At 57.3% G+C, this 22,200-nt stretch carries 18 protein-coding genes; 13 read left to right on the top strand and 5 right to left on the bottom strand.

Annotation, left to right across the window (positions count from 1 at the left end; translation table 11 throughout):
- Nucleotides 1–2 precede the first annotated feature (2 nt).
- A complete protein-coding gene (ispH, locus tag BQ8290_RS01135; protein WP_108786904.1) occupies nucleotides 3–983 on the bottom strand; it encodes a 4-hydroxy-3-methylbut-2-enyl diphosphate reductase in 981 nt (326 codons plus the stop codon).
- A gap of 99 nt (nucleotides 984–1,082) precedes the next feature.
- Between ispH and BQ8290_RS01130 the strand changes: the two genes are divergently transcribed.
- The 9 genes from BQ8290_RS01130 to tatC all read left to right on the top strand — a co-directional run bounded on the left by BQ8290_RS01130 (nucleotide 1,083) and on the right by tatC (nucleotide 8,850).
- Complete coding sequence (locus BQ8290_RS01130) at nucleotides 1,083–1,760, top strand: hypothetical protein (protein ID WP_337660883.1); 678 nt, start codon at nucleotides 1,083–1,085, stop codon at nucleotides 1,758–1,760.
- A 158-nt stretch (nucleotides 1,761–1,918) separates the two neighbouring features.
- A complete protein-coding gene (gene argS / locus BQ8290_RS01125) occupies nucleotides 1,919–3,682 on the top strand; it encodes an arginine--tRNA ligase (RefSeq protein ID WP_108786902.1) in 1,764 nt (587 codons plus the stop codon).
- 14 nt (nucleotides 3,683–3,696) lie between these two features.
- A complete protein-coding gene (locus BQ8290_RS01120) occupies nucleotides 3,697–4,410 on the top strand; it encodes an SPOR domain-containing protein (protein WP_337660882.1) in 714 nt (237 codons plus the stop codon).
- A gap of 147 nt (nucleotides 4,411–4,557) precedes the next feature.
- Complete coding sequence (gene nagZ, locus BQ8290_RS01115) at nucleotides 4,558–5,586, top strand: beta-N-acetylhexosaminidase (protein ID WP_108786901.1); 1,029 nt, start codon at nucleotides 4,558–4,560, stop codon at nucleotides 5,584–5,586.
- 68 nt (nucleotides 5,587–5,654) lie between these two features.
- Complete coding sequence (locus tag BQ8290_RS01110; RefSeq protein ID WP_337661476.1) at nucleotides 5,655–6,443, top strand: segregation and condensation protein A; 789 nt, start codon at nucleotides 5,655–5,657, stop codon at nucleotides 6,441–6,443.
- Nucleotides 6,440–7,192 (top strand): SMC-Scp complex subunit ScpB, encoded by a 753-nt coding sequence (gene scpB, locus BQ8290_RS01105; RefSeq protein ID WP_108786899.1) that lies wholly within the window; start codon nucleotides 6,440–6,442, stop codon nucleotides 7,190–7,192. Before BQ8290_RS01110 ends, scpB begins: the two co-directional genes overlap by 4 nt.
- Nucleotides 7,193–7,276: 84 nt before the next feature.
- Nucleotides 7,277–7,516, top strand: coding sequence for a twin-arginine translocase TatA/TatE family subunit (locus BQ8290_RS01100; RefSeq protein WP_108786897.1), 240 nt, complete (start codon nucleotides 7,277–7,279; stop codon nucleotides 7,514–7,516).
- Nucleotides 7,517–7,608: 92 nt separating this feature from the next.
- Entirely contained in the window at nucleotides 7,609–8,001 is a 393-nt protein-coding gene (tatB, locus tag BQ8290_RS01095; protein WP_108786895.1) for a Sec-independent protein translocase protein TatB, read from the top strand.
- 6 nt (nucleotides 8,002–8,007) lie between these two features.
- On the top strand, nucleotides 8,008–8,850 hold the full coding sequence (tatC, locus tag BQ8290_RS01090) for a twin-arginine translocase subunit TatC (protein ID WP_108786893.1): 843 nt from the start codon (nucleotides 8,008–8,010) through the stop codon (nucleotides 8,848–8,850).
- 77 nt (nucleotides 8,851–8,927) lie between these two features.
- Here tatC and BQ8290_RS01085 read toward each other — a convergent pair whose 3' ends face one another.
- The 3 genes from BQ8290_RS01085 to BQ8290_RS01075 all read right to left on the bottom strand — a co-directional run bounded on the left by BQ8290_RS01085 (nucleotide 8,928) and on the right by BQ8290_RS01075 (nucleotide 12,195).
- Nucleotides 8,928–9,143 (bottom strand): hypothetical protein, encoded by a 216-nt coding sequence (locus BQ8290_RS01085; protein ID WP_108786892.1) that lies wholly within the window; start codon nucleotides 9,141–9,143, stop codon nucleotides 8,928–8,930.
- Between the two features lie 419 nt (nucleotides 9,144–9,562).
- A complete protein-coding gene (locus tag BQ8290_RS01080) occupies nucleotides 9,563–11,203 on the bottom strand; it encodes an amidohydrolase family protein (RefSeq protein ID WP_108791695.1) in 1,641 nt (546 codons plus the stop codon).
- A gap of 77 nt (nucleotides 11,204–11,280) precedes the next feature.
- Nucleotides 11,281–12,195, bottom strand: coding sequence for an NAD(P)-binding domain-containing protein (locus tag BQ8290_RS01075; protein WP_108786890.1), 915 nt, complete (start codon nucleotides 12,193–12,195; stop codon nucleotides 11,281–11,283).
- An 86-nt stretch (nucleotides 12,196–12,281) separates the two neighbouring features.
- Here BQ8290_RS01075 and BQ8290_RS01070 point away from each other — a divergent pair, with 86 nt between their 5' ends.
- The 4 genes from BQ8290_RS01070 to BQ8290_RS01055 all read left to right on the top strand — a co-directional run bounded on the left by BQ8290_RS01070 (nucleotide 12,282) and on the right by BQ8290_RS01055 (nucleotide 21,313).
- Entirely contained in the window at nucleotides 12,282–13,535 is a 1,254-nt protein-coding gene (locus BQ8290_RS01070; protein WP_108786888.1) for a threonine ammonia-lyase, read from the top strand.
- 319 nt (nucleotides 13,536–13,854) lie between these two features.
- Nucleotides 13,855–14,700, top strand: coding sequence for an arginyltransferase (locus BQ8290_RS01065; RefSeq protein ID WP_108786886.1), 846 nt, complete (start codon nucleotides 13,855–13,857; stop codon nucleotides 14,698–14,700).
- A gap of 38 nt (nucleotides 14,701–14,738) precedes the next feature.
- Entirely contained in the window at nucleotides 14,739–17,072 is a 2,334-nt protein-coding gene (locus BQ8290_RS01060) for an autotransporter assembly complex protein TamA (protein WP_337660881.1), read from the top strand.
- Nucleotides 17,072–21,313, top strand: a complete 4,242-nt coding sequence (locus tag BQ8290_RS01055) for a translocation/assembly module TamB domain-containing protein (protein ID WP_108786884.1) — start codon at nucleotides 17,072–17,074, stop codon at nucleotides 21,311–21,313. The genes BQ8290_RS01060 and BQ8290_RS01055 overlap by 1 nt, the downstream gene beginning before the upstream one ends.
- On the opposite strand, the gene BQ8290_RS01050 is transcribed toward BQ8290_RS01055, so the two are convergent.
- Nucleotides 21,310–22,059: a glycoside hydrolase family protein gene (locus tag BQ8290_RS01050; protein ID WP_108786881.1), complete on the bottom strand. Its 750-nt coding sequence runs from the start codon at nucleotides 22,057–22,059 to the stop codon at nucleotides 21,310–21,312. The genes BQ8290_RS01055 and BQ8290_RS01050 overlap by 4 nt on opposite strands.
- Between the last annotated feature and the right edge of the window lie 141 nt (nucleotides 22,060–22,200).

The raw sequence follows: 22,200 nt of genomic DNA, 5'->3' as shown, positions 1-22,200 counted from the left end.
GTTTATTCGGTCAATTGACGCGGCAGCTTAAAGACCATTTTTTCTTCGGCTGCGGTGATTGTTTTTTCGTGGACTGGTCGCAAGGCGGCCAACGCATCAACCACTTCGCGCACCAGAACTTCGGGTGCGGAAGCGCCTGCGGTAAGGCCGATCGTTCCAACCCCGTCGAGCCACGCTGGATCAATTTCATCGGCGCGTTGGATCAACTTGCCCGGCGTACCCAACCGTTCAGCCACTTCGACGAGGCGCAACGAATTTGAACTGTTGGGGGCACCCACGACAAGCACCAAGTCGCAATCGTGCGCCAATTCCTTCACCGCGGCTTGGCGGTTGGATGTGGCGTAACAGATATCTTCTGCTTTGGGCCCGCTAATGTCCGGATACCGCCGTTCAAGCGCTTGAATCACTTCGCGTGTATCATCCACCGACAATGTCGTCTGAGTGAGATAGGCAAGCGGTTCATCAGGGGCAAACGGCAAAGTGTCGACGTCTTCGATTGTTTCAACCAATGTCATTTCGCCCGGTTCGACCTGACCCATTGTGCCGATAACTTCGGGATGACCTTCGTGGCCGATGAAAATGATGTGACGCCCTTTTTCCAATTGACGTTCCGCTTGGCGATGAACTTTGGACACCAGCGGGCAGGTCGCATCGAGATAGATCATGTTGCGCCGCTCTGCCTCTGCGGGGACCGCTTTGGGAACGCCATGCGCGCTAAACACGACCGGCGCATCACCGGGAACCTCGTGCAACTCTTTGACGAAAATCGCACCCTTCGCCTTTAGTCCTTCGACAACATATTTGTTGTGGACGATTTCGTGGCGAACATAGACCGGCGCGCCAAACCGCTCGAGCGATTTTTCGACGATCTCAATGGCCCTATCCACGCCGGCGCAAAATCCGCGTGGCGCAGCAATCAACAAGTTGAGCGGTTCATTATCGGACGAAGAGGGCGAAGAGGATTCTTGAAAGGGTGCGTTCATACGTCCCCCTCTAGCGCTTTGCTCTGTGTCTCGCTAGGGCGAGATCGTGTCTGGCGAGAATGATCGCCGGTTGGACGATATATTCGAGGGTAAATTTCAATGACGCTTCGCCTGCCCGCTTTGCACGGATCAAAATTTCCGGTGCTTGCTCCGGTTCTTGCCATGGTCGCCACATTGGGGGCCTGTTCGCAAGAAGGTGCGTTGGTCGTCGATCAAGGCGTCGGCATTACGTCGGTTTTGACGTCGTGCCCTGCGGTTGGCATTCCGAATTACACCGGCGACGTTACGACGTTCCGCGCGGGCGGCACCGCAACATCGGGCGATCTGGATATCTCTGCGTCGATGACCAATCTGCGGTCGACATGTGATGACACGACCGACCGCGTCTATTCCGAAGCCACATTTGATGTGCGCGCCCGGCGCACCGATGTGCGCGGTGCGCGTACGGTTACATTGCCGTATTTCGTCACCGTGCTTCAAGGCGGAAGCGCAGTTGTGACAAAACGACTGGGCGAAGTGACGTTGACCTTTGCCGACGGGCAAGAACGCGCGGAAGCTAGCGGTAAGGCGGGTTCGTTTGTGAACCGTTCTGCAGCGTCGCTACCCGAAGATATTCGCGAACGGATCACCCGACGACGACGGGCCGGCGATCCAGAGGCGGCGCTTGACCCGCTTGCCAACCCCGAAGTGCGCGCCGCGATCGCCCGTACTCGGTTCGAAATGCTGGTTGGTTTCCAACTAACCGAAGAGCAATTGGCCTACAACGCCACGCGTTGATGTGAACGCTCCGACAGGGGCGCGATCCTTTTGTACCTACGCCTATTGGGCGCATTGCAATGGGCGCTCATCCGGGTGTCATGATGCCCCCGGCGTGAGTGTCGCGATGATCTATTGGCTTTTTCCATTCCTCTGATTGCGCTAGGCGCGCTCGTGAGATGACTGATATGAAAACTCTGTATTCTGCCTATTCGGGCACTGTTGACGCTGTTTTAAACGGCTTGGTTGCGGATGGCGTTTTGCCATCCGATGCATCGTTCAAGAACGTAACGCTGGAGCCGCCGCGCGATCCCTCGCATGGCGATCTGGCCACCAATGCCGCAATGGTGTTGGCCAAACAGGCGAAAACGAACCCGCGCGCTTTGGCCGAACAAATCGCCGCCAAGCTGGAGGCCGAAGCAGGCGTGGTAAGCGCCGAGATTGCCGGACCGGGCTTTATCAATCTGCGTTTGGAATCGGGCGCCTGGTTGGATGAATTGCGCGCAATCACTGAGCTAGGTGATGATTATGGCCGTTCCACCATGGGGGCGGGAACATCGGTGAATGTGGAATATGTCTCTGCCAATCCGACCGGGCCAATGCATATGGGCCATTGCCGGGGCGCAGTGGTCGGGGACGCTTTGTCGAGCTTGCTCGAATTGGCCGGACACACGGTAACCCGCGAATATTACATCAACGATGCCGGCGGTCAGGTCGACGTGCTCGCCCGTTCTGCGCATTTGCGGTACCGCGAAGCGTTGGGCGACGCGATCGGTGACATCCCAGAAGGGCTGTATCCTGGCGACTATCTTATTCCCGTCGGAGAAGCCTTGGCGAAAACCTTGGGCGATGCGCACAAGGATGCGCCGGAAGAGGAATGGTTGCCGGTTTTCCGGGCGGAAGCCGTTGCGCGGATGATGGACCTGATCAAGTCCGATCTCGCGCTGCTCGGTATCCATCATGACACTTTTTCATCCGAAGCCGATCTGCATAAGGCCAAGAAACCCGACGCCGCCGAAACGTGGCTGCGGGAGCATGATTTTGTTTATGACGGCGTTCTCGAGGCGCCCAAAGGCAAAGCCCCACCAGAGGATTGGGAGCCGGTTGAGCTACCCTTGTTCCGGTCGACCAAATTTGGCGACGATCAAGATCGCCCGATCAAGAAATCAAACGGGGCATGGACGTATTTCGGTGCCGATTTGGCCTATCACATGCAAAAGGCCGAAAGCGCCGATGAGCTGATTGATATTTGGGGTGCGGATCACGCAGGCACCGTGAAACGGATCAAGGCGGCCGTTGCGGCCCTTTCAGAAGGGAAGGGTAAACCCACCCCGTTTGACGTAAAATTGGTCCAGATGGTTCAATTGATGCGCGCCGGTGAACCGGTTAAAATGTCCAAACGGTCGGGCAATTTCATCACCATTTCCGACATGGTCGAAGAATTGGGCAGCGATGTAGCGAAGAACATCATTCGTTTCACGATGCTGACCCGCAAGCCCGAAGCGCAAATGGAGTTTGATTTTGCCAAAGTGGTGGAGGCGTCAAAAGACAACCCCGTTTGGTATGTTCAATACGCCCATGCCCGCATTCAATCGACGATTCGCAAAGCTGCGGACGATGAGGGTGTTTCCCCGTCGGCGGATCACATCGCACAGCTTGGGGATGAAGAAATCACCCTGATTCGGCGGGCAGCTCAATTCCCACGCGAAGTCGAAGCGGCTGCGAAGGCGCGTGAACCCCACCGGATCGCATTCTACCTGTATGACCTCGCGACAGACCTTAACGCTTTCTACAGTTTGGGTAACACTGACACAGAAAAGCGCTTCATCTTGAAACAGGATCAGGGTTTATCCTCAGGTCGGCTTTTCCTTGCCGCTGCAATAGGGCAAGTTCTTCGTAACGGGCTTCGCGTGTTGGGCGTGGAAGCTGTCGATAGAATGTAAGAGGGTGCGGATCGGTGATTATTGAAGCCGAATACGAAGACATTGAATCCGGTGAAACGGATGAAGGTGAATTGGATCTGTCGGAAGACGACAGCTTGCCATGGCTCGAAGCGGATGAAGAAGACGAAGGATCGGGCGGTGTGGACACCGTACGGCTCATCGCGCTTTTCCTGATCCTCGCGCTTTTGCTGTTCGCGATCATCGGTGCGATCTGGCACTTTTCAAACCGTCCAAGCGGCGATCAACAAATTGCCGATGGCAGTTTGATCGAAGCGCCCGATGGACCCACAAAAGTGCGCCCGGATGATCCCGGTGGCAAAGAATTTGAGGGCACAGGCAATGTCGCACCTGTCGTTGGCGGCGGTGGCACGCCAGAAGGTGTGTTGAACACCGATGGTTCGAGCGCCCAAGGAACAGGCGTTGATGCTGCTGGTAACAGTGGCAACGGATCCGGTGCTGGCGGCGGCTCCTCCTCAGCAACGACAAGCACGAGCGGCGTTGGCGTTCAACTTGCAGCCTACAGTTCGCGCGCACGCGCCGAACAAGGGTGGAATGATCTGAGCCGTCGCACCGACGCGCTTTCGGGTGCGCGCTATCGCATCGAAGAGGGCACCGTGGATATCGGTACGGTCTATCGCCTTCAGGCGGTCGCCAGCGATCGCGCCGCGGCCGATCAATTGTGCGCCGCGTTGAAAGCGGATGGGTTGGACTGCCAAGTCAAGCCGTAAGCATTGAACTGCGAAACGAGGGCGATTGATCGGTTTTCGGACCAAAATCGCCCCTTCGCGTCGATTCCCGCTCATTTCTGGCGAAAAAACCCGCGATGGATGGTTAGCGCGCTTGCTTGAACGCGTCGGCGCTGCGAGGATTCGCTTATGATTCCGGCAATTTTCGGATGCTCCGGCCCAACACTCACAGCCGATGAGCGCGCCTTCTTCAAAGAGGCGGACCCGGCAGGGTATATCCTGTTTGGGCGCAATTGTGTGGACCCTGTTCAATTGCGCGCATTGACCGACGATTTGCGCGATCTTCATGGCCGCGATCGGTTGCTTATTTCCATCGATCAAGAAGGCGGCCGCGTCGCTCGGTTGCGCCCTCCGAATTGGGCTGCGTATCCCGCTGGCGAAGCGTTCGACAGACTGTTTGATCTTGCCCCGGCCAGCGCAATCGAAGCGGCCCGCGCCAGCGCAAAGGCCATGGCGCTGGAATTATCGGCGATGGGCATCACGGTGGATTATCACCCACCGCTTGATGTGAGGCAGCCGGGCGCACACGACGTGATCGGCGATCGTTCTTTGGGCAGCAATCCGATGCAAGTGGCTGCCATTGGTCGCGCAATCTTGGATGGATTGACAGCGGGCGGTGTCACCGGATGCGTAAAACACATGCCAGGGCACGGGCGCAGCATGGTCGATACGCACAAAGAAATGCCCACCGTCCATGCGTCCGCAGAAGAGCTGGAACATGACATTGCGCCGTTCCGGTCCCTCAGTTCGGTTTTGATCGGGATGACGGGGCACCTCAAGTTTCCCGTATGGGATGCCGATCACCCTGCCACCTTGTCTGAAACGATCATCCGCGATGTGATCCGCGGCGCGATCGGGTTCGATGGTCTATTGTTGACCGACGATATCGATATGGAGGCGTTGGACGGGACGATCCCTGAGCGCTCTGCGCGGGCCCATGCCGCTGGTTGTGATATCATTCTAAATTGTTGGGCAAAAATGGACCATATGGTCAGCATATGCGACGTTTTGCCCACGATGGGCGAACTGACGAAAGAACGACTGGATCGCGCCCTATCGGCCACGCGCATCGCCGACACTATTCCGCAAGAGCGTGACGAATTGTTGGCCAAGCGGGATGCCTTGCTCGCGACAGCAATGGGTGAGGCCGCAGGATGACCCAGACCAAACAAGATGGTTTCATGCTGACAGGCGGAGCAATGGGTAAAAGTGAGCCCAATGCGAACATGCCCGAGAATTGGCCTCCGGACGACGTACCGCGTCAGGGTGCGAAATCTGGCGATGATGCGCTCTATCTCGAACTGGATGGTTGGGAAGGGCCACTCGATCTTTTGCTGGACCTATCGCGCCGTCAAAAGGTTGATTTACGGGCAATCTCGATCCTTTCTTTGGTTGATCAGTATCTTGAGTATATTGAACGGGCGCAGGACCTGCGGTTGGAATTGGCGGCCGATTATTTGGTTATGGCGGCGTGGCTGGCCTATCTGAAATCCGCTCTTTTGCTGCCCAAGGATGAGCAAGAAGATCCAAGCCCAGAAGAATTGGCGTTAAGGCTGCAATTGCGGCTGCAACGGCTGGGTGCCATGCGCGAAGCGGCGGCGCGATTGATGGCGCGCGACAGGATCGGACGCGACATATTTGTAAGAGGCGCTCCTGAAGGCCTGCGCACCGACCGCAAGACTATGTGGAAGAGCGACGCATTCTCTCTGATTCAGGCGTATGGGCAGGTCAAAGCACGCACTGCACCGCGTATTTATCACGTCTCGGATCGGCCGGTTATGACACTGGACAGCGCGCTGGATCGTGTGTCGGCCATGTTGGGGGTCACGTTGGAATGGATGGAAATTCGCGATTTTCTGCCGCGCCATGCGGAACCTGCGCTGCGCAAATCGGCGCTTGCGTCGAGTTTTGTTGCGGCGTTGGAGTTGGCGCGATTGGGTCGGGCAGAAATCGCACAGGAAGGGGCCTTTGAACCGCTGCGTATTCGCCGTTTGAAAGAAGGGGCGTCCGCATGAGCGAAGAACGCACCGAAGCGACCGAAACTGAGAACACTGTACCCGACGCGATCGAGCGGGCGTTGGAGGCGACGTTGTTCGCCTCAGAAGAACCAATGACGGTGGACGCGTTGGCCGATCACTTGGGTGGTTTGGATAAGCAGAATGTTCGCGAGCGGTTGAAATCATTGACGGAACAATACCAATCGCGCGGCGTGCATTTGGTCGAACGCGGCAAGAGATGGCATTTTGAGACCGCGCCGGACCTTGCGCATTTGTTGCGGCGGGAAAAGGAGCAGGTTCGTCGGCTTAGCCGCGCGGCCACCGAAGTGCTCGCCATTGTTGCGTATCATGAGCCCGTGAGCCGTGCGGAGATCGAATCGATCCGTGGTGTTCAAACCAGCGGCGGGACCTTGGATGTTTTGATGGAGGCCGGGTGGATCAAGCTCGCCGGTCGCCGAGATGTCCCCGGTAGGCCGGTTATTTATGCGACCACGCCGGAGTTTCTTGATCATTTTGGCTTGGTGTCGCGGCGCGATTTGCCAGGCATGGACGAACTGCGCGCGTCGGGATTGTTGGACCCAGTCGATGATGCATTTGAAGAAGCGATGGGAGCGGCTGATGAAGCCGCCAAAGTCGATCAAGGATCGGAACAGGACTCTGAGCAAGAATCGGATGAAATATCCGACGATGGATCGGGAGAATCGGGCGCGGATGCCGTTGCAGGCTTGCACGCCGAATCCGACGATCACGACGGCGAAGCAAGGTAATCAAGGTCGCGCTGGTATCGGGCGGCGTTCGTCCCTATATTGGCGACAGCAATTCCCATCTGGGACAATTAAGAGAGAATTCGCATGGGCGGTATCGGTATCTGGCAAATCCTCATCGTGGCCTTGGTTGTGCTCGTCCTATTTGGGCGCGGGCGCATCTCAGAAATGATGGGCGATTTCGGCAAAGGGATCTCAAGCTTTAAAAAGGGCATGACCGAGGAAGAAGGCGCGGAGTCAAAACCAAAGGCACAGATCGAATCCCCGGCTAAGGACGCAACTGCCTCTGAAACGAAAGCCAGCGAAACAAACGATACTCCCGGCTAATTTCCCTTGTTCCAATCCCGCCGCGTTGCGCGATTGCGCACCGGGTGAAGGCCTGTCGAAGGCCCATTTGAAAGCAGACCGCAAGCCACATCATGTTTGATATCGGCGCTCTTGAACTGTTCGTAATCGTTGTCGTCGCGGTGCTCGTGATCGGGCCAAAAGACATGCCGCTTGCGATGCGCACGGCGGGCCGATGGATTGGCAAAGTCCGCAAGGTCTCTTCTCATTTCCGGACAGGCGTTGACGCGATGGTTCGCGAGGCTGAGTTGGAGGATATGGAAGCCAAGTGGAAGGCGCAGAATGAGGCGATCATGAAACGATCCGCCGCATCAAGTGAGGCCGACGCAGGCGAACCCATCATGACCGGGCCACCGCCAAAGATCGACGATGGTGCTGCGGCGTCGGTTCAGGATGTCGTTGATAAGGCGGAGCCTTTGCCGACCTCCGGTTCGACCACCACGCCAACCCCGAAATCGGGGGAATAGGCGACAATGGCGTTTGAAGTGGACGATATTGACGAAACACGCGCACCGTTGCTCGATCATTTGATTGAGTTGAGGGCGCGTTTGGTGCGTTCTGTTATCGCGTTGATGATCGGTTTCGGAATTTGTTTTTACTTCGCGGACCCGATTCTTGGCTTTCTGGTGCAGCCGTTGAAAGACGCATTCCCCGAAGGCGAGGGGCAACTGATCTTCACCAAATTGCCAGAGATTTTCTTCGTCGAATTGCGCGTGGCGTTGTTTGGCGGGTTCATGATTAGCTTTCCGATCATCGCCAATCAACTTTGGGCGTTTGTCGCGCCGGGGTTGTACGCGCAGGAAAAGAAGGCGTTTTTGCCTTTCCTAATCGCGACCCCAATTTTGTTCATCGGCGGCGCGTCCTTGGCCTATTACATTGTTATGCCAACCGCATTTCGATGGTTCCTTGGCTTTGGCGGCGATGCCGGAGGGTTGGAGGTGCAGGCGCTTCCTGCGGCCGGCGAATATCTTAGCTTGGTGATGCAATTCATCCTCGCATTTGGGATGACTTTCCTGCTGCCGGTTTTGTTGATGTTGTTGCATCGCGCAGGGATTGTCAGCCGCGCACAATTGGCCGGGGCGCGGCGTTACGTGATTGTTGGGATCGTTGCGCTTGGCGCGATTGTGACACCGCCGGATCCGGGAAGTCAGGTGATCTTGGCGATCCCGTTGCTGTTGTTGTTTGAAGGGTCGTTGTTGCTCATGCGATTGCAAGAACGGACCATGGCGCGTTCCAGAAAGGGTGAAGACGCAGCAGAGGGCGCATCAGATCCCGATGCCGACGGCGATCAAAAAACCGCACAGCCCACGGAATAGAAAAGTCGGGTGCACACAAAAAAGAGGCCCCGAAATCGGAGCCTCTTTCGTGACCTATCTGCAGAGGATTTTGGTCGTTATGGGCTAACAGAATCGTCGTCGCTGGTTGCGGCGATGATGCCACCAACAACGGCGGCTGCGCCAAGAATCGCGATCAGAAGCGTCGATGCACCACCAACCTTGCTCTGCCCTTCGACCTGCTCGACCGAGCGGTCAAACGCAGCCTCTGCGATTGCTGGCGAAGCAGCAAGGGAAAGCGCCGCCGTTGCCAGAGCGATGTTACGGATCTTCATCAAAGTTTCTCCTAGTGAGTTTCTGCGACTAAACTCGCGGTAAAACCGCGTGAGCAGAATGAGTTTGACAACATCAACTTCCGATAAAAACTGTGCCTGGAGTTGCCGTCAGAACAGTTCAAACTATCGAGCTACACCCCCGCCATCGCACAAGATCGATTGTCATAGGCATCGGATCAACGCGAAGGTCACGCATCAACGCCGATTGGACAAGCCGATCCATGGGAGACGACAGGCAAGGGAGCAGCGGGTTAAGCGGTGAAGCCATTCCCATTGCACCCTCATGCGTCTCTTTGGTTTTTATCGGTGACCAAAATATGAAAATAGCGCAGTAAATCAACCACCTACGGAACACTACGTAGTGGGTTGCTTGTATCTGTTAAGCATCATGACCGGCCATGTGCGCGGTCCATTGCGCCTTACTGATTGAGGACACGAACCCCGCCGACCCACACTTCGCGAACTTGTGTGTTGCGGATGTCTTGTGGTGAAGACAGCAGCGGGTCACGGTCCACAAACAGGAAATCGGCCCGTTCGCCCGGTATCAATCGGCCAAAACGACCATCGGCAAATCCCGCAAAGGCGGCATCCGATGTAAACGCGGCTAGGGCTTGCTCTCTGCCGATGGACTCTTGAACGCGCCATCCGCCAAACGGTTGTCCATCCGCATCGGTTCGAGAGATCGCGACAGCCATGCCAGCAAAGGCATCGGCGGGCTCAACCGGGGCATCCGACCCGAACGCCAATCGGCCGCCCACTTCCAAAATGCTGCGCCATGCATAGGCCCCACCTAAACGGTCTTCGCCCAATCGCGCCTCTGCCATGGTTCGATCCGATGTTTGATGCAGCGGCTGCATTGAAGCGATCACGCCGAAATCTCCAAACCGATCAAGATCGGCCACATCGACAATCTGGGCGTGCTCAATCCGCCAACGGCGATCACCGGTGTAGCTTTGCGACAATTCGGCAATGGCCATCAACAGATCGGAATTGGCAGCATCCCCGATCGCGTGAACGGCGGTCTGGAAATTGTCCATAGCTGCGCGGCTCATCCGATTGCGCAATTGCGCCGGCGTGGTGAGGGGGAGGCCGGTGCTGCTCGCCTCATCCTCATACGGTTCTTTGAGCGATGCGCCGCGCGATCCCAAGGCTCCGTCGAGATAGAGCTTTATGCCATTAAGGCGCAGGCGATCTTCATACAGCCATGGGGTGGGGCCGGGGCCACCGATGAGCTCCATCGTTTCTACACTGTCCGCGTATGCCATGATGCGGATGCGCAATTGACCAAGATCGGCGGAACGGCGGAACGTGTTCCAATCCACCATCGGTGTGCCCATGTCCGCCACGGCGGTAATACCATTGGCGAGCAAGCGTTGTTGCGCCATCGCGAAGGCGGCGTCGCGATCCTGAGGGCGCGGTGCGGGTACGCTGTCCCCGACGATGGAGATCGCGTTGTCTATGAAAATGCCGGTTGGATTGCCTGCAGCGTCGCGAATGATCCTGCCACCGTCAGGATCTCGCGTTTCGGCGGTGACGCCGGCTTTCTCCATTGCCGTGCTGTTGGCCCAATTCGCGTGGTTGTCCGCGCGTTCGAGCCAGACCGGCCTGTCTGGTACGATCGCATCAAGTTCCGCCGCCGTGGGGAAACGGCCAAGGCCCCATTTCTCCTGATTCCATCCCCGACCCAAAATCCAAGGGCGGCCTTGATTTTCCTCAGCAAACGCAGCGATTTTGGCCAAAGCTTCGTCGAGGTTGTTGGTGTCGGACAGATCCAGCGTCAGCGCGGCAAAGCCCATATCCATCACATGCACATGGGCATCGATCATGCCGGGCAACATGACTTGCCCTTCGCCGTCCAATGCAAACTCAACATCATCGGGACGTTCCTCGCCCCGTTCCAATGTGTGAGTGATCCGTCCGTCATCATCGAACACAATTGCGGTAAAACGCTTTACATCACCCGCCTCATCAATGGTCACACCATCCACATTGTAGATCAATGTGTCGGCCATCGCCGGTGTTGCCATCAACGTCGCGCCCATCATCAGGCCCATCGCCATCGGGGCGGCCATAGAAAGCGATCGAGGTGTCGCGAAAAGATTGCGGATCATTGGAGGTCTCACTATCAAGAATTGGTTTACGATGAAGGTGGGGTTTCGGAAGCCTTAGCCAGCCGAGTGATAAGGGCGCTGGTGTCATGGCGGCTACCGCCTTGTGCCTGAACATCGGCATAGAATTGATCGACCATGGCCGTGATCGGCGACGACAGGCCCAGCCGTTTCGCTTCATCAAGGGCATAGCCTAAATCTTTGCGCATCCAATCGATCGCAAAGCCGAAATCGAATGTGTCCGCCGTCATCGTGGCCCAGCGATTGTCCATCTGCCAACTTTGCGCCGCGCCGCCGGAAATCGCCTGATAGGTTTTTTCAAGATCCAATCCCGCGCCCTGCGCCAGCCGGACCGCTTCGGATAACCCGCCCAAAACACCCGCGATGCACATTTGGTTCGCCATCTTTGCGGTCTGACCCGCGCCGCTTGGCCCGACATGAACAATGGATTTGGCATACGCCTGCATGACGGGCTCGGCCCGGTTCATCGCGGCCTCATCACCGCCGCACATAATGGCAAGCTGTCCGTTTTCTGCGCCCGCTTGGCCGCCGCTAACCGGGGCATCGACAAAATCGATGGATTTGCTCGAACACACTTCGGCCAATTGTCGCGCCATATCCGCAGAGGTGGTCGTGTGATCGACCAACAAGGCGCCGTTTGCCAAAGATTTCAGAACGCCGTTCTCGCCCGTCGTGACGGCGGCCAAATCGGCGTCATTGCCCACGCAAATCATTACGATTTCCGCCCCGCTTGCCGCATCCTTTGGCGAATCTGCGAAATCAAGTTTCAGACCATCTTTTGCCCAAGCTTGCGCCCAATCCTGAGCGCGTTTGGTTGATCTGTTATAGGCGGTAACGCGGTGCCCAGCGCGAGCGAGGTGTCCGGCCATTGGCCCGCCCATGACGCCAAGGCCAATGAAAGCGATTGATTTTGTTTCGTTCATAACCGCGTCGATTAATCGGTAATGCCGCGATTGCCAAATCTTCTGAATTGCCCTTACGGTAATGAAGGATTAGAGGCGCGATCACTATGAATGCATCAACCACAAATCTCGACGCCGCCCCCGGGCCGGCCGATCTGACAATCGAAGACGTGCGCGCCGCCGCTGCTCGGATTGATGGCGCGGTGGTCAAGACACCTTTGATGCATTCGATTACACTGTCTCAGATTACCGGGGCGGACATTTGGTTGAAATTCGAAAACCTTCAATTCACCGCCGCGTATAAAGAGCGCGGCGCGCTCAACGCTTTGCTGCAATTGACCGAAGAGCAAAAGGGGCGCGGCGTTATCGCTGCGTCGGCGGGCAATCACAGCCAAGGCCTATCGTATCACGGCACCCGATTGGGTGTGCCGGTGACTATCGTGATGCCAAAGACAACGCCTACCGTTAAAGTGATGCAAACCGAAAGCGTCGGCGGCAACGTTGTCCTCGAAGGGGAAACCTTTGACGAAGCGCACGCCCATGCGCGTGAATTGGAAAAAGAACGCGGATTGACCTTTGTGCACCCGTTTGACGATCCAAAAATCGCGGCGGGGCAAGGGACCGTTGCGCTTGAGATGTTTGCAGAAAAATCTGATTTTGATTGCATCGTCACGCCGATTGGCGGGGGCGGATTGATTTCCGGCATGGCCACCGTGGCCAATGCATTGAATCCCGACACCGAAGTGGTCGGCGTTCAAGCTGGCCTTTTCCCAAGCATGTTCTCGAAATTCAAAGGCGAAGATCGCGATTGCGGCGGCGACACGCTGGCCGAAGGAATCGCCGTGAAAAAGCCCGGCGATTTCACCAGCCAAGTGATCGCCGAAAAGGTCAACGATATCCTTTTGGTGGGCGAACCCGTTTTGGAAAAAGCGGTCGCCCTGCTGCTTCAGATTGAGAAAACCGTTGTCGAAGGGGCAGGAGCCGCTGGACTTGCTGCGGTGCTCGACAATCCAGAACGATTTAAGGGCAAATCCATCGGCCTTGTCCTGTGTGGTGGCAATATTGATACGCGGTTGTTGGCCAATGTCTTGTTGCGCGATCTCGCACGGCAGGGGCGTTTGGCGCGCTTGCGCGTCACGCTTCAGGATCGTCCGGGCGCTTTGTTCAAGGTTATGCGATTGTTTGATGCGCACAATGTGAACATCATCGAGATTTATCACCAACGCATCTTCACAACTCTTCCGGCCAAAGGCCTCATCACCGACATTGAATGCGAAGCGCGCGACGCGGAACAGGTCGAACGATTGGTCACCGCTTTGCGCGATGCCAATTACGCGGTGCAGGTCGTTGAGTTGAATTGATCCACGGTTGGCGGGCTGGCCGATTCGCTTAAACTTGCGATCAAATCGTCGTTCTGTGTGGGCGCGTTAAAGCTTGCGAATAGGCTGTCCCACAACGCAACGCCTCGCTTTGCGAACGCAAAGCAATCGTCCAATCCGGATCAAGTCAACGGTAGATTTTGTGCAAAGTAACCCATTATTCACCCTGTTTTGTGGTTAAGGGTCTTTTACCGCAGGGGGCGAATGGGCATAAGAATGTCTTAACAAACGCATCGTCGATTCCCCATCCGCGTTTCTTTGCATGGTGGGGGGCGCATTCCGATAGGACAAAGCCAGAACCGTGACGGCCCCGATCCGCTTTCCCCGTTTCTTTGTGACGAGCCCCGCGCCGTGCCCCTATTTGCCTGGGCGTAGCGAGCGTAAGGTTTTCACTGAACTTAAAGGCGATCACGCGGATCAATTGAACGAAGCGTTGGGCCGCATTGGTTTTCGTCGCAGCCAGACGGTCGCGTATCGGCCAAGCTGTCTGGATTGTCAGGCATGCGTATCCGTGCGCGTTGTCGCCAATGAATTCAGACCTTCGAACACGCAAAAGCGTGAGATCAAACGCAATCGCGATTTGATCACCACGGAATGTCGACCGTGGGCGACCGATGAACAATTTGAATTGCTCACCAAATATCTCAGCGTGCGTCATCCCGATGGTGGTATGTCCACCATGGATGAGATGGATTACGCCGACATGGTGGAACACACGCCGGTGACAAGCTCGCTTGTTGAATACCGGGAACCAACGGAATCGGGAGAGCCCGGCCGGTTGGTGGGGGCGTGTCTAACCGATCGTCAGGGTGATGGCCTTTCGATGATCTATTCGTTCTATGACCCCGATCACACCGATCGCGTGGGATTGGGCAATTACATCATCCTCGATCATATTCAGCGCGCTGCCGAAAACGGGTTGCCGTATGTATATCTTGGCTATTGGGTCGATGGCAGTCCCCGTATGCAATATAAGGTGCGCTATCGTCCGCTTGAAAAACTAACCCGCGAAGGGTGGCAACGGATGGACGATGAAGAGCAGAACAAGTTGATTGCCGCAGCCACGGCAAGGCGTGACAAATCTGCTGGAACAATCGATGGTGCTAGGGGTAAAGACGGACAACCCGTTAAATTCCCAGCGAGCTGAGTACTTTTTTGCGATTTCTAAAGCTCAATCTGGCCCTTGTGGCTGGGCTGACTGCATCCGGTGCCTTAGCCGCTGGCCCGATCACCGCGTCCGGAGCAATGTCGATTGCTCAAGATGGGTTGGATCGCGATGTCCAAACCTCACCCGGCGAAACGAACGCTCCCGTTACGAATGATGGGAATGAAGGCGAGACAGAAACCGCACCGGCTCAAGGGCAATCCTCGCTGCAAACGCTCGACGATTTGATCCCCCAAGACGCGGTTGAGAACGCGCTCGATTGGGCCGGTCAAGGAACGCAATCAGACAACGACGTTGGCGACCTGCAATCGTCGCCTGGGCCAAATGCTGCGCCGTCACAGTCCCCTGTTGATGGAGAGGGTCTGTCCGCGGAATTGCCAGTCACGGCGCCGTTCAACACCGATGCGACCTTGAACGCATTGACGCTGCCCATGCCTCAGCCGTTGGAGCGCGATCCCGATTTGCCGTCATTGGCCGATATCGAAACACCCGAATTGATCGAGATTGAAGAGTTGGTGGAATTTGTGGTGAGCGATGAACTTGTGCTCGCCTTTCCAAAAGAGACCGGTCGATTCCCCGAGGAAGCCGAATTTGTTCAACGGTTCCGAGCTCTGTCTTCGATTGAGGCGTTGGAATCGGATCAAGATACAGTGCCTCAATTGGCGGCCCGGGCGCGATCCGACGAAGAATTGCTCGTTCAGATGTTGCGAACATACGGATATTACGCCGGCGAAGTCGTGCGCCAATTGTCCGGCGGTAGGCGCGGCATTGCTGACGCTGCCGGGGGTGACGCGGGAGAGCGCCGAGACGCCTCTGATGGCGCCGTGGACACTCAACCCAAAGTGCGTTTCGATGTCATTCCGGGCAATCGGTACCGGTTTGGTGCCATCAATTTGGGCGCGTTCGATGCGTTGCCTAGCGACGGCGTCGAAGATTTGAGAGCGGCTTTCGGCATCCGCGTGGGTGACCCGCTTTACGCCGACAAAATCGTCATCGAAGAGAGGCGTCTGAGACTAGCTCTTGGTGAAAACGGGTATCCTTTTGCCGAATTGGGTGAGCCATCCCTTTTGATCGACCATGCGCGCGAAGAGGGTGACCTCACGCTATCGGTCAGCCCCAATGGGAAATTTGCATTTGGTGAGGTGCTCAGCAGCGATCCCGATTTCCTGTCCAGCCGCCATCTCCAACGCATCGCCCGATTTGACCCCGGCGACATCTATCAAACCAGCATGCAGGCCGATTTGCGTCGCGCCATTCTGGCCACGGGATTGGTGTCGCAAGTGGTTATCACCCCGCGTGAGACACAGGCGCCATTGGAGGGTCAGCCGGGCGCTGTTGCGTTAGATATTGCGTTGGAACGGGCACCTTTGCGCACGATTTCCGGTGCTATCGGCTTTGGCACGGAAGACGGCGTCAAGGTTGAGGCCGCATGGGAACATCGCAATCTTTTCCCACCTGAAGGGGCGCTGCGTCTTCGCGGTATCTTGGGCACGCGCGAGCAATTGGCCAGCGTCACCTATCGCCGCAGCAATTTTCAAGCGCGCGATCAGGTGCTCACTATTGATGCCTATGTCAGCGATATTGAAACCGAGGCGGTTGATGCCCGCACCGTCGCGCTGCGCGGGTCTTTTGAACGTGTTTCAAACCTGCTTTTTCAAAAACCGCTGAGCTGGCAAGTCGGCGCAGAAATGCTCTACACCGATGAACGCAATCGCGTGACCAACGGGGTTCAGCGCCCGCGTCAAACCTATTTGATTGGCGGGCTTTTCGGCAGCGCGACGCTCGATTCCAGCGACGATCTGCTTGATCCCACCACCGGATACCGAGTGACCGGATTTCTCGCGCCCGAAGTGTCCCGCTCTCTCGGTGCGGAGAGTTTCTACCTGCGCGCTCAGATCGATGGGAGCGTCTATCACGATACAGGCCCAGCCGTCATTGCAGGCCGGATAAGAGCGGCCACGATCCAAGGGGCGCAAGCGGGCGACATCGCACCATCGCGCAGGCTCTATGCGGGCGGCGGCGGATCGGTGCGCGGTTATGGTTTTCAAGGTATCGGCCCGCGCAACACGTTTGATGAACCCACTGGCGGCGGGTCGCTGGTTGAGTTTGCGTTGGAGGCGCGGGTTCAAACCGGACTGCTCGACGGGGCGGTTGAATTTGTTCCCTTTGTCGATGCCGGCTCCGTCGCCACCGGGTCCAGCCCCGATTTCAGTCAGATCCAATTCGGGGCAGGGGTTGGCGTCCGCTACAAAACCAGCTTTGGACCGATCCGCGTCGATGTGGGTGTCCCGCTCAACCCAACACAATTCGATGCGCCGGTGGTGGTCTATGTGTCATTGGGGCAGGCGTTTTGATGGCGGAGGAGACCAACACAGCGCCCGCCAATGCGGACGCGCCAGAATCCGGCAAAGGCAACAAACGCCGCTGGGCCAAGCGGATCGGTTGGGCGCTCGCCATTCTTTTGACGCCGTTTGTCTTGATCGCGATTGTGTTGAGCACTTCGATTGGCAAACGCATCATCACCGATCAGATCGCGCAAATTTCTCCGGCTTCGGGCCTCGCTTTTGAAGTGGGTCGGATCGAGGGGGACATTTACGGCGAAGCGGTGCTGCACGATGTAACGGTCAAAGATCCTCAAGGTGCATTCCTAACCATCCCAGAAGTCACGTTGAGTTGGCGGCCTTTGGCGTGGTTGTGGAGCGGCGTTGATATCCGCGAATTGACCGCGCGACGGGGAACTTTGGAACGACTGCCCGAATTGTTGCCCGGCGATCCTGATGCGCCGTTTTTGCCCGATTTTGACATCCGTGTTGATCGTTTCGAAATCGATAATCTGACGTTGGCAGAAGGCGTCGCGGGCGAAGATGCGCAAAGGGTCGACCTGGCTGCGAAAATCGACATCCGCAAGGGGCGCGCATTGGTCGATGCGAACGGCACTTTTGGACCAGAGGATCGGATCAAGCTGTTGCTCGACGCACGGCCGGATGGCGATGCCTTTGATCTGGCGCTGGATTACTATGCGGCGGCCGATGGTCCCATTGCGGCGATGGCCGGATTGGGTGCCGCCTATAGAGCCCGAATTGAAGGCGATGGTCGATGGAGCCGATGGCTTGGCCACGGTGTCATGACCCGCGAAATCGCAACCGGAAATGGAGATGCTGACGGTTTGCAACAAGTCGCGGGTTTCCGCTTGACTAACGACGCCGGTGTCTACGGATTGATTGGACAAGTTAGACCGACATTGACTGATGGATCGATAATGGATCGGGCATTGGGCAATGCGGTGTCGTTGGCACTTAACGGTACTCTGACTGACGCCACGTTTGATGGCGACATCGTGGCGGTATCCGATGCGTTGCGGGTCGGTGGCTCGGGCATCGTTGATCTGGCAGGGAACCGCGCGGACGGATTCGAAATGCGCGCCTTGTTGCGGGACCCGGAATTGATGGCGGGCATCGTCCAATTGGATGGCACGCGGGCGACCGCCGTGCTTGATGGACCGTTTCGGGACCTTTCGATCGATCACAATCTAACAGTCGAAACATTGACGGCGCCGGGTGATGTCACGGGGCAGCGCCTAGGACAAAGCGGTGTTGCCACCTTTGACGGAGAAGCCTTGCGTGTCCCCTTGAATGTGACGGCGCAAAGCTTTGTCACCGGAGCAGAGTGGCTGGATCCCCGCTTGGTCGGCGGCACATTGAACGGCGCATTGACGGTCACCGGTTCGCGGCTGGAGGCTGATAACACTCGGGTGGTCTTTCCTGGATTGGAGGCGCAACTGACATTGCGCGGGAATATGACGTCGGGCGCCTACACATTGGCAGGCCCGATTGACGCGCGGGCGTTTGAGATTGACGATGTGGGTCGCATCAACGCGAATTCCAAATTCAACTTGGCATTTGGATCGGGCGCGCCGTGGACTTTGACCGCGTCGGTTGCCGGGGCGTTGAACGACCTATCCAACTCCACAATTGCACGTTTTGCCGGTGATCCGCTGCGTTTTGATGGCGAACTTTCGATGGGCGGGGCGACGCCGTTTGAACTGAACGATGTTGCCTTGGAAAGCGCACAGCTATCGGCGCGGATTGATAGCCAACTCCTTGAGGGGCGAACCACTCTAACAGGTGGTGGACGTCATTCGGAATTTGGCGCGTTCACAATTGACGCGGATATCGCAGATGATGGACCGCGTGCGACCCTGGTTCTGGCTGATCCGTTTCCAACAGCCGGGCTTTCAGATGTGCGAGTTGGCATAGCACCAAACGGTGCCGGTTTCGGATTAGACGTGTCCGGTGGATCCATGCTTGGCGCGTTTGACGGCCGTTTGGGGCTATCGCTCCCCTCTGATGGTCCAACCAAGATTATTATCGATGCGCTGAACGTGCACCGAACCAATGTGACCGGCGCGCTTGAACTATTGGATTCGGGAATTGCCGGAAGCCTTGCGCTAAACGGAGGCGGGCTTGACGGTGCGATTGCATTGTCACCGGGCGATGCCGGAACGCAAGGATTTGGCCTAGACGTGGCCGCGCGCCGGGCGCGATTTGGCGGAGATATCCCGATAGCTTTGGCATTCGCCGATATCAAAGCACGCGGTGGGATTGACGCTGAAAGCAGCCACGTGGAAGTCGATATAGATGGGCGCGGGCTAGAATATGGGGCGCTTTCGCTGGCCAATTTCGCCGCGCAAGCAGAGATAGTCGACGGACGCGGAAATGTTCAGGCATCGATTGCCGGTCGACGCGCGGACCGGTTCGCGGTCAAAATGGATGGTCAATTCACGCCAGACCGCATCGCGTTGATCGCAGAGGGCGAATATGGTGGTCGGCCGATCACAATGCCGCGCCGCGCGGTTTTGACCCGGTTGGAGAATGGCGGATATCGCTTGGCCCCCACTCAAATCGGGTTTGCACGCGGCTTCACCATTGTTGAAGGGGAAATGAGCGGGGATAGGACCGCGCTTGAAGCACGCTTGGCACGGATGCCATTGCGATTGGCCGATTTGGCCGGCGCGGACCTTGGTTTGGGCGGGCGTGTTTCGGGGCTGCTCAGTTGGTCTCAGAACGGTGCAGCTGCCCCAATCGCCAATGCGCGGATGCAAATCGAAGGGTTTACACGCTCTGGCTTGGTTCTTTCATCGCGCCCTGTTGATGTCTTCGCTGTTGCCAATCTGAACGCGAGAGAACTTGCTTGGGGCGCACGCCTTCTCGAAGGGGATACGCAATTGGGGCGGATCAATGGGCGGATCGCTATGCCGTCGGTCGATGGCCGCTCTTTATCAGACCGGTTGATGAGGGGGCGGTTGGATGCGCGTTTTGGATTTGATGGCCCCGCGCAATCCCTTTGGCGGCTCGCCGCGATCGAGGCGTTCGATTTAACCGGTCCTCTTTCCGTCGATGCGCGCGCAACCGGAACGTTGAACGCGCCGCGCATTGCTGGCGATTTGTCGAGCGACGACCTGCGATTGCAAAGCGCCATCTCAGGAACAGATATCGACAATGTGTCTGCACGCGGTCGGTTCGCCGGATCGCGACTTGAACTGACCCGCTTCACCGGCACAACCGATGGCAACGGAACCGTCAGCGGCAGCGGCTTTGTCGATTTCGCCGATATGTCCGCCAATCGCGGCCCGCAAATCGACATTCGCGCCGCGGTGGACAAGGCGCGATTGCTCAACGCCAATGGTCTCGATGCAACAATTACCGGACCTTTGCGCATCGTTTCCGACGGTGTGGGAGGTGCAATAGCAGGCCGCGTCGCGGTTGATCGGGCAAGCTGGACTTTGGGCGTGGCGGCAGAGGATCTTCGCCTGCCAACCATTGCCACAACCGAAATCAACCGTTCGGATCAATCCACGCCCCGCGCCAGCACCGCCGCCGGAACGTGGCGATATCTAGTCGATGCGCGCGCCCGCAACCGCATTGCTGTCGACGGACTAGGCCTCGACAGCGAATGGGGCGCAGACATTGCATTGCGCGGAACGGTGGATGACCCACGCATTGGAGGAGAGGCCCGATTGGTGCGCGGCGATTACACCTTTGCCGGCACGCGTTTTGACCTCACAGAAGGCCGTATCGAGTTCGACGCAAGTGAAGCGATTGATCCACGGCTCGACATCACGGCAGAGGCGAGCGCGAACGACACCGATGTGCGGATCGCAATCACGGGCAATGCCCAAACTCCCCAAATCGATTTCTCATCGACCCCCGCTTTGCCGGAGGAGGAGATCCTCGCCCGATTGCTTTTCGGAGGTTCGGTCACATCGTTATCCGCGACCGATGCCGTTCAATTGGGCGCCGCGCTTGCGGCTTTGCAGGGAGGCAATGGAGGCCTTGATCCAATCGGACAATTGCGACGTTCCATCGGCCTTGACCAATTGCGCATCGTCAGCGCCGATCCCGCATTGGGGCGGGGAACGGGCGTTGCTTTGGGCAAGAATTTGGGCCGCCGGGTCTATGTCGAATTGGTCACCGATGGTCAGGGGTACAGCGCAACCCAAGTCGAGTATCGGATCACCAGTTGGCTCGCCTTGCTCGGCAGCATCACGACGGTTGGACGCGACAGCGTGCTGGCCGAAATCAGCCGCGATTACTAGCTCGCATAGAGCTTTGCTTCCTCCGCACGGCGACGGACCAGACCTTTCAAAACCCGCCCACCGGCCTTGTTCCATCGGGCAAATTCGACAGTTGCTGCGGCGTGATCGCCGGCGTTGTGGCGTTTGGTCAAAGTCGCGCGGGCGATGGCGCCGGTGTTGTAGTGAAAGCTGACCATGGCATCGAATTGCGATTGCGTAGTCGGCGTGTCGCCAATCGCCTGCGCCACGTCGCGGGCATAGCGTTTAAGGTCTCTGGCAAGGCGTGCGTCGCATTGCGCCTGAGTCCAGACGGTGCCGGGCCCGATCCGATGGCCCAAGGCATCCGATGTTTGATCGTCGACGCCGGTTGCACCCCATCCAATGGTCCATGGGTGGTCACCGGTGCCGGGATCGGGATAGGCTTCTACGGTGCCATCGCGGCGCAATCGTGCGCACCCTTCAAATCGTTTGATCAAGGCTGTGCCTGCCTCTGAAATGCGCATAGGGTGGGTAATGTGATTGCCATCCTTGTCTGTCTTGCGCCGTATCGCCGGGACACTTGGACCGGATGTTACACGGTCTTTGGTGAAATCATTGGGGTGGCCATCCACCCGTGTCTCCAATCCTGTGTCCCATGCGTCGTCCATGGCATCGACTTCGGATTGTTTGAACCCGCGTCCCAACATGCGTCGCACTGCATCAAATAGCGGTTTGCGACGGTTTTGGGTTGGACGGGTGATGTTTGTATCGGGGTGTGATTGCGGCATTGGGGGACCTCAAAACAAAGGGGATTGTTGGAAGTGAGGCCGACTCAGTAGTCACAAAACGGCTGTGTAGGAAAATGGATAGTTCCGAACGCGCCTGTGCTTCGTTCCTTTTGTGCGGCAATGTTCCAGTCAATCTGGGGC

Origin of the sequence: Erythrobacter sp. Alg231-14, from assembly GCF_900149685.1 — a bacterium.
Lineage (GTDB): Bacteria > Pseudomonadota > Alphaproteobacteria > Sphingomonadales > Sphingomonadaceae > Erythrobacter.
The sequence above is the reverse complement of the archived record's forward strand: the minus strand, read 5'-3'. Positions and strand labels throughout refer to the sequence as shown.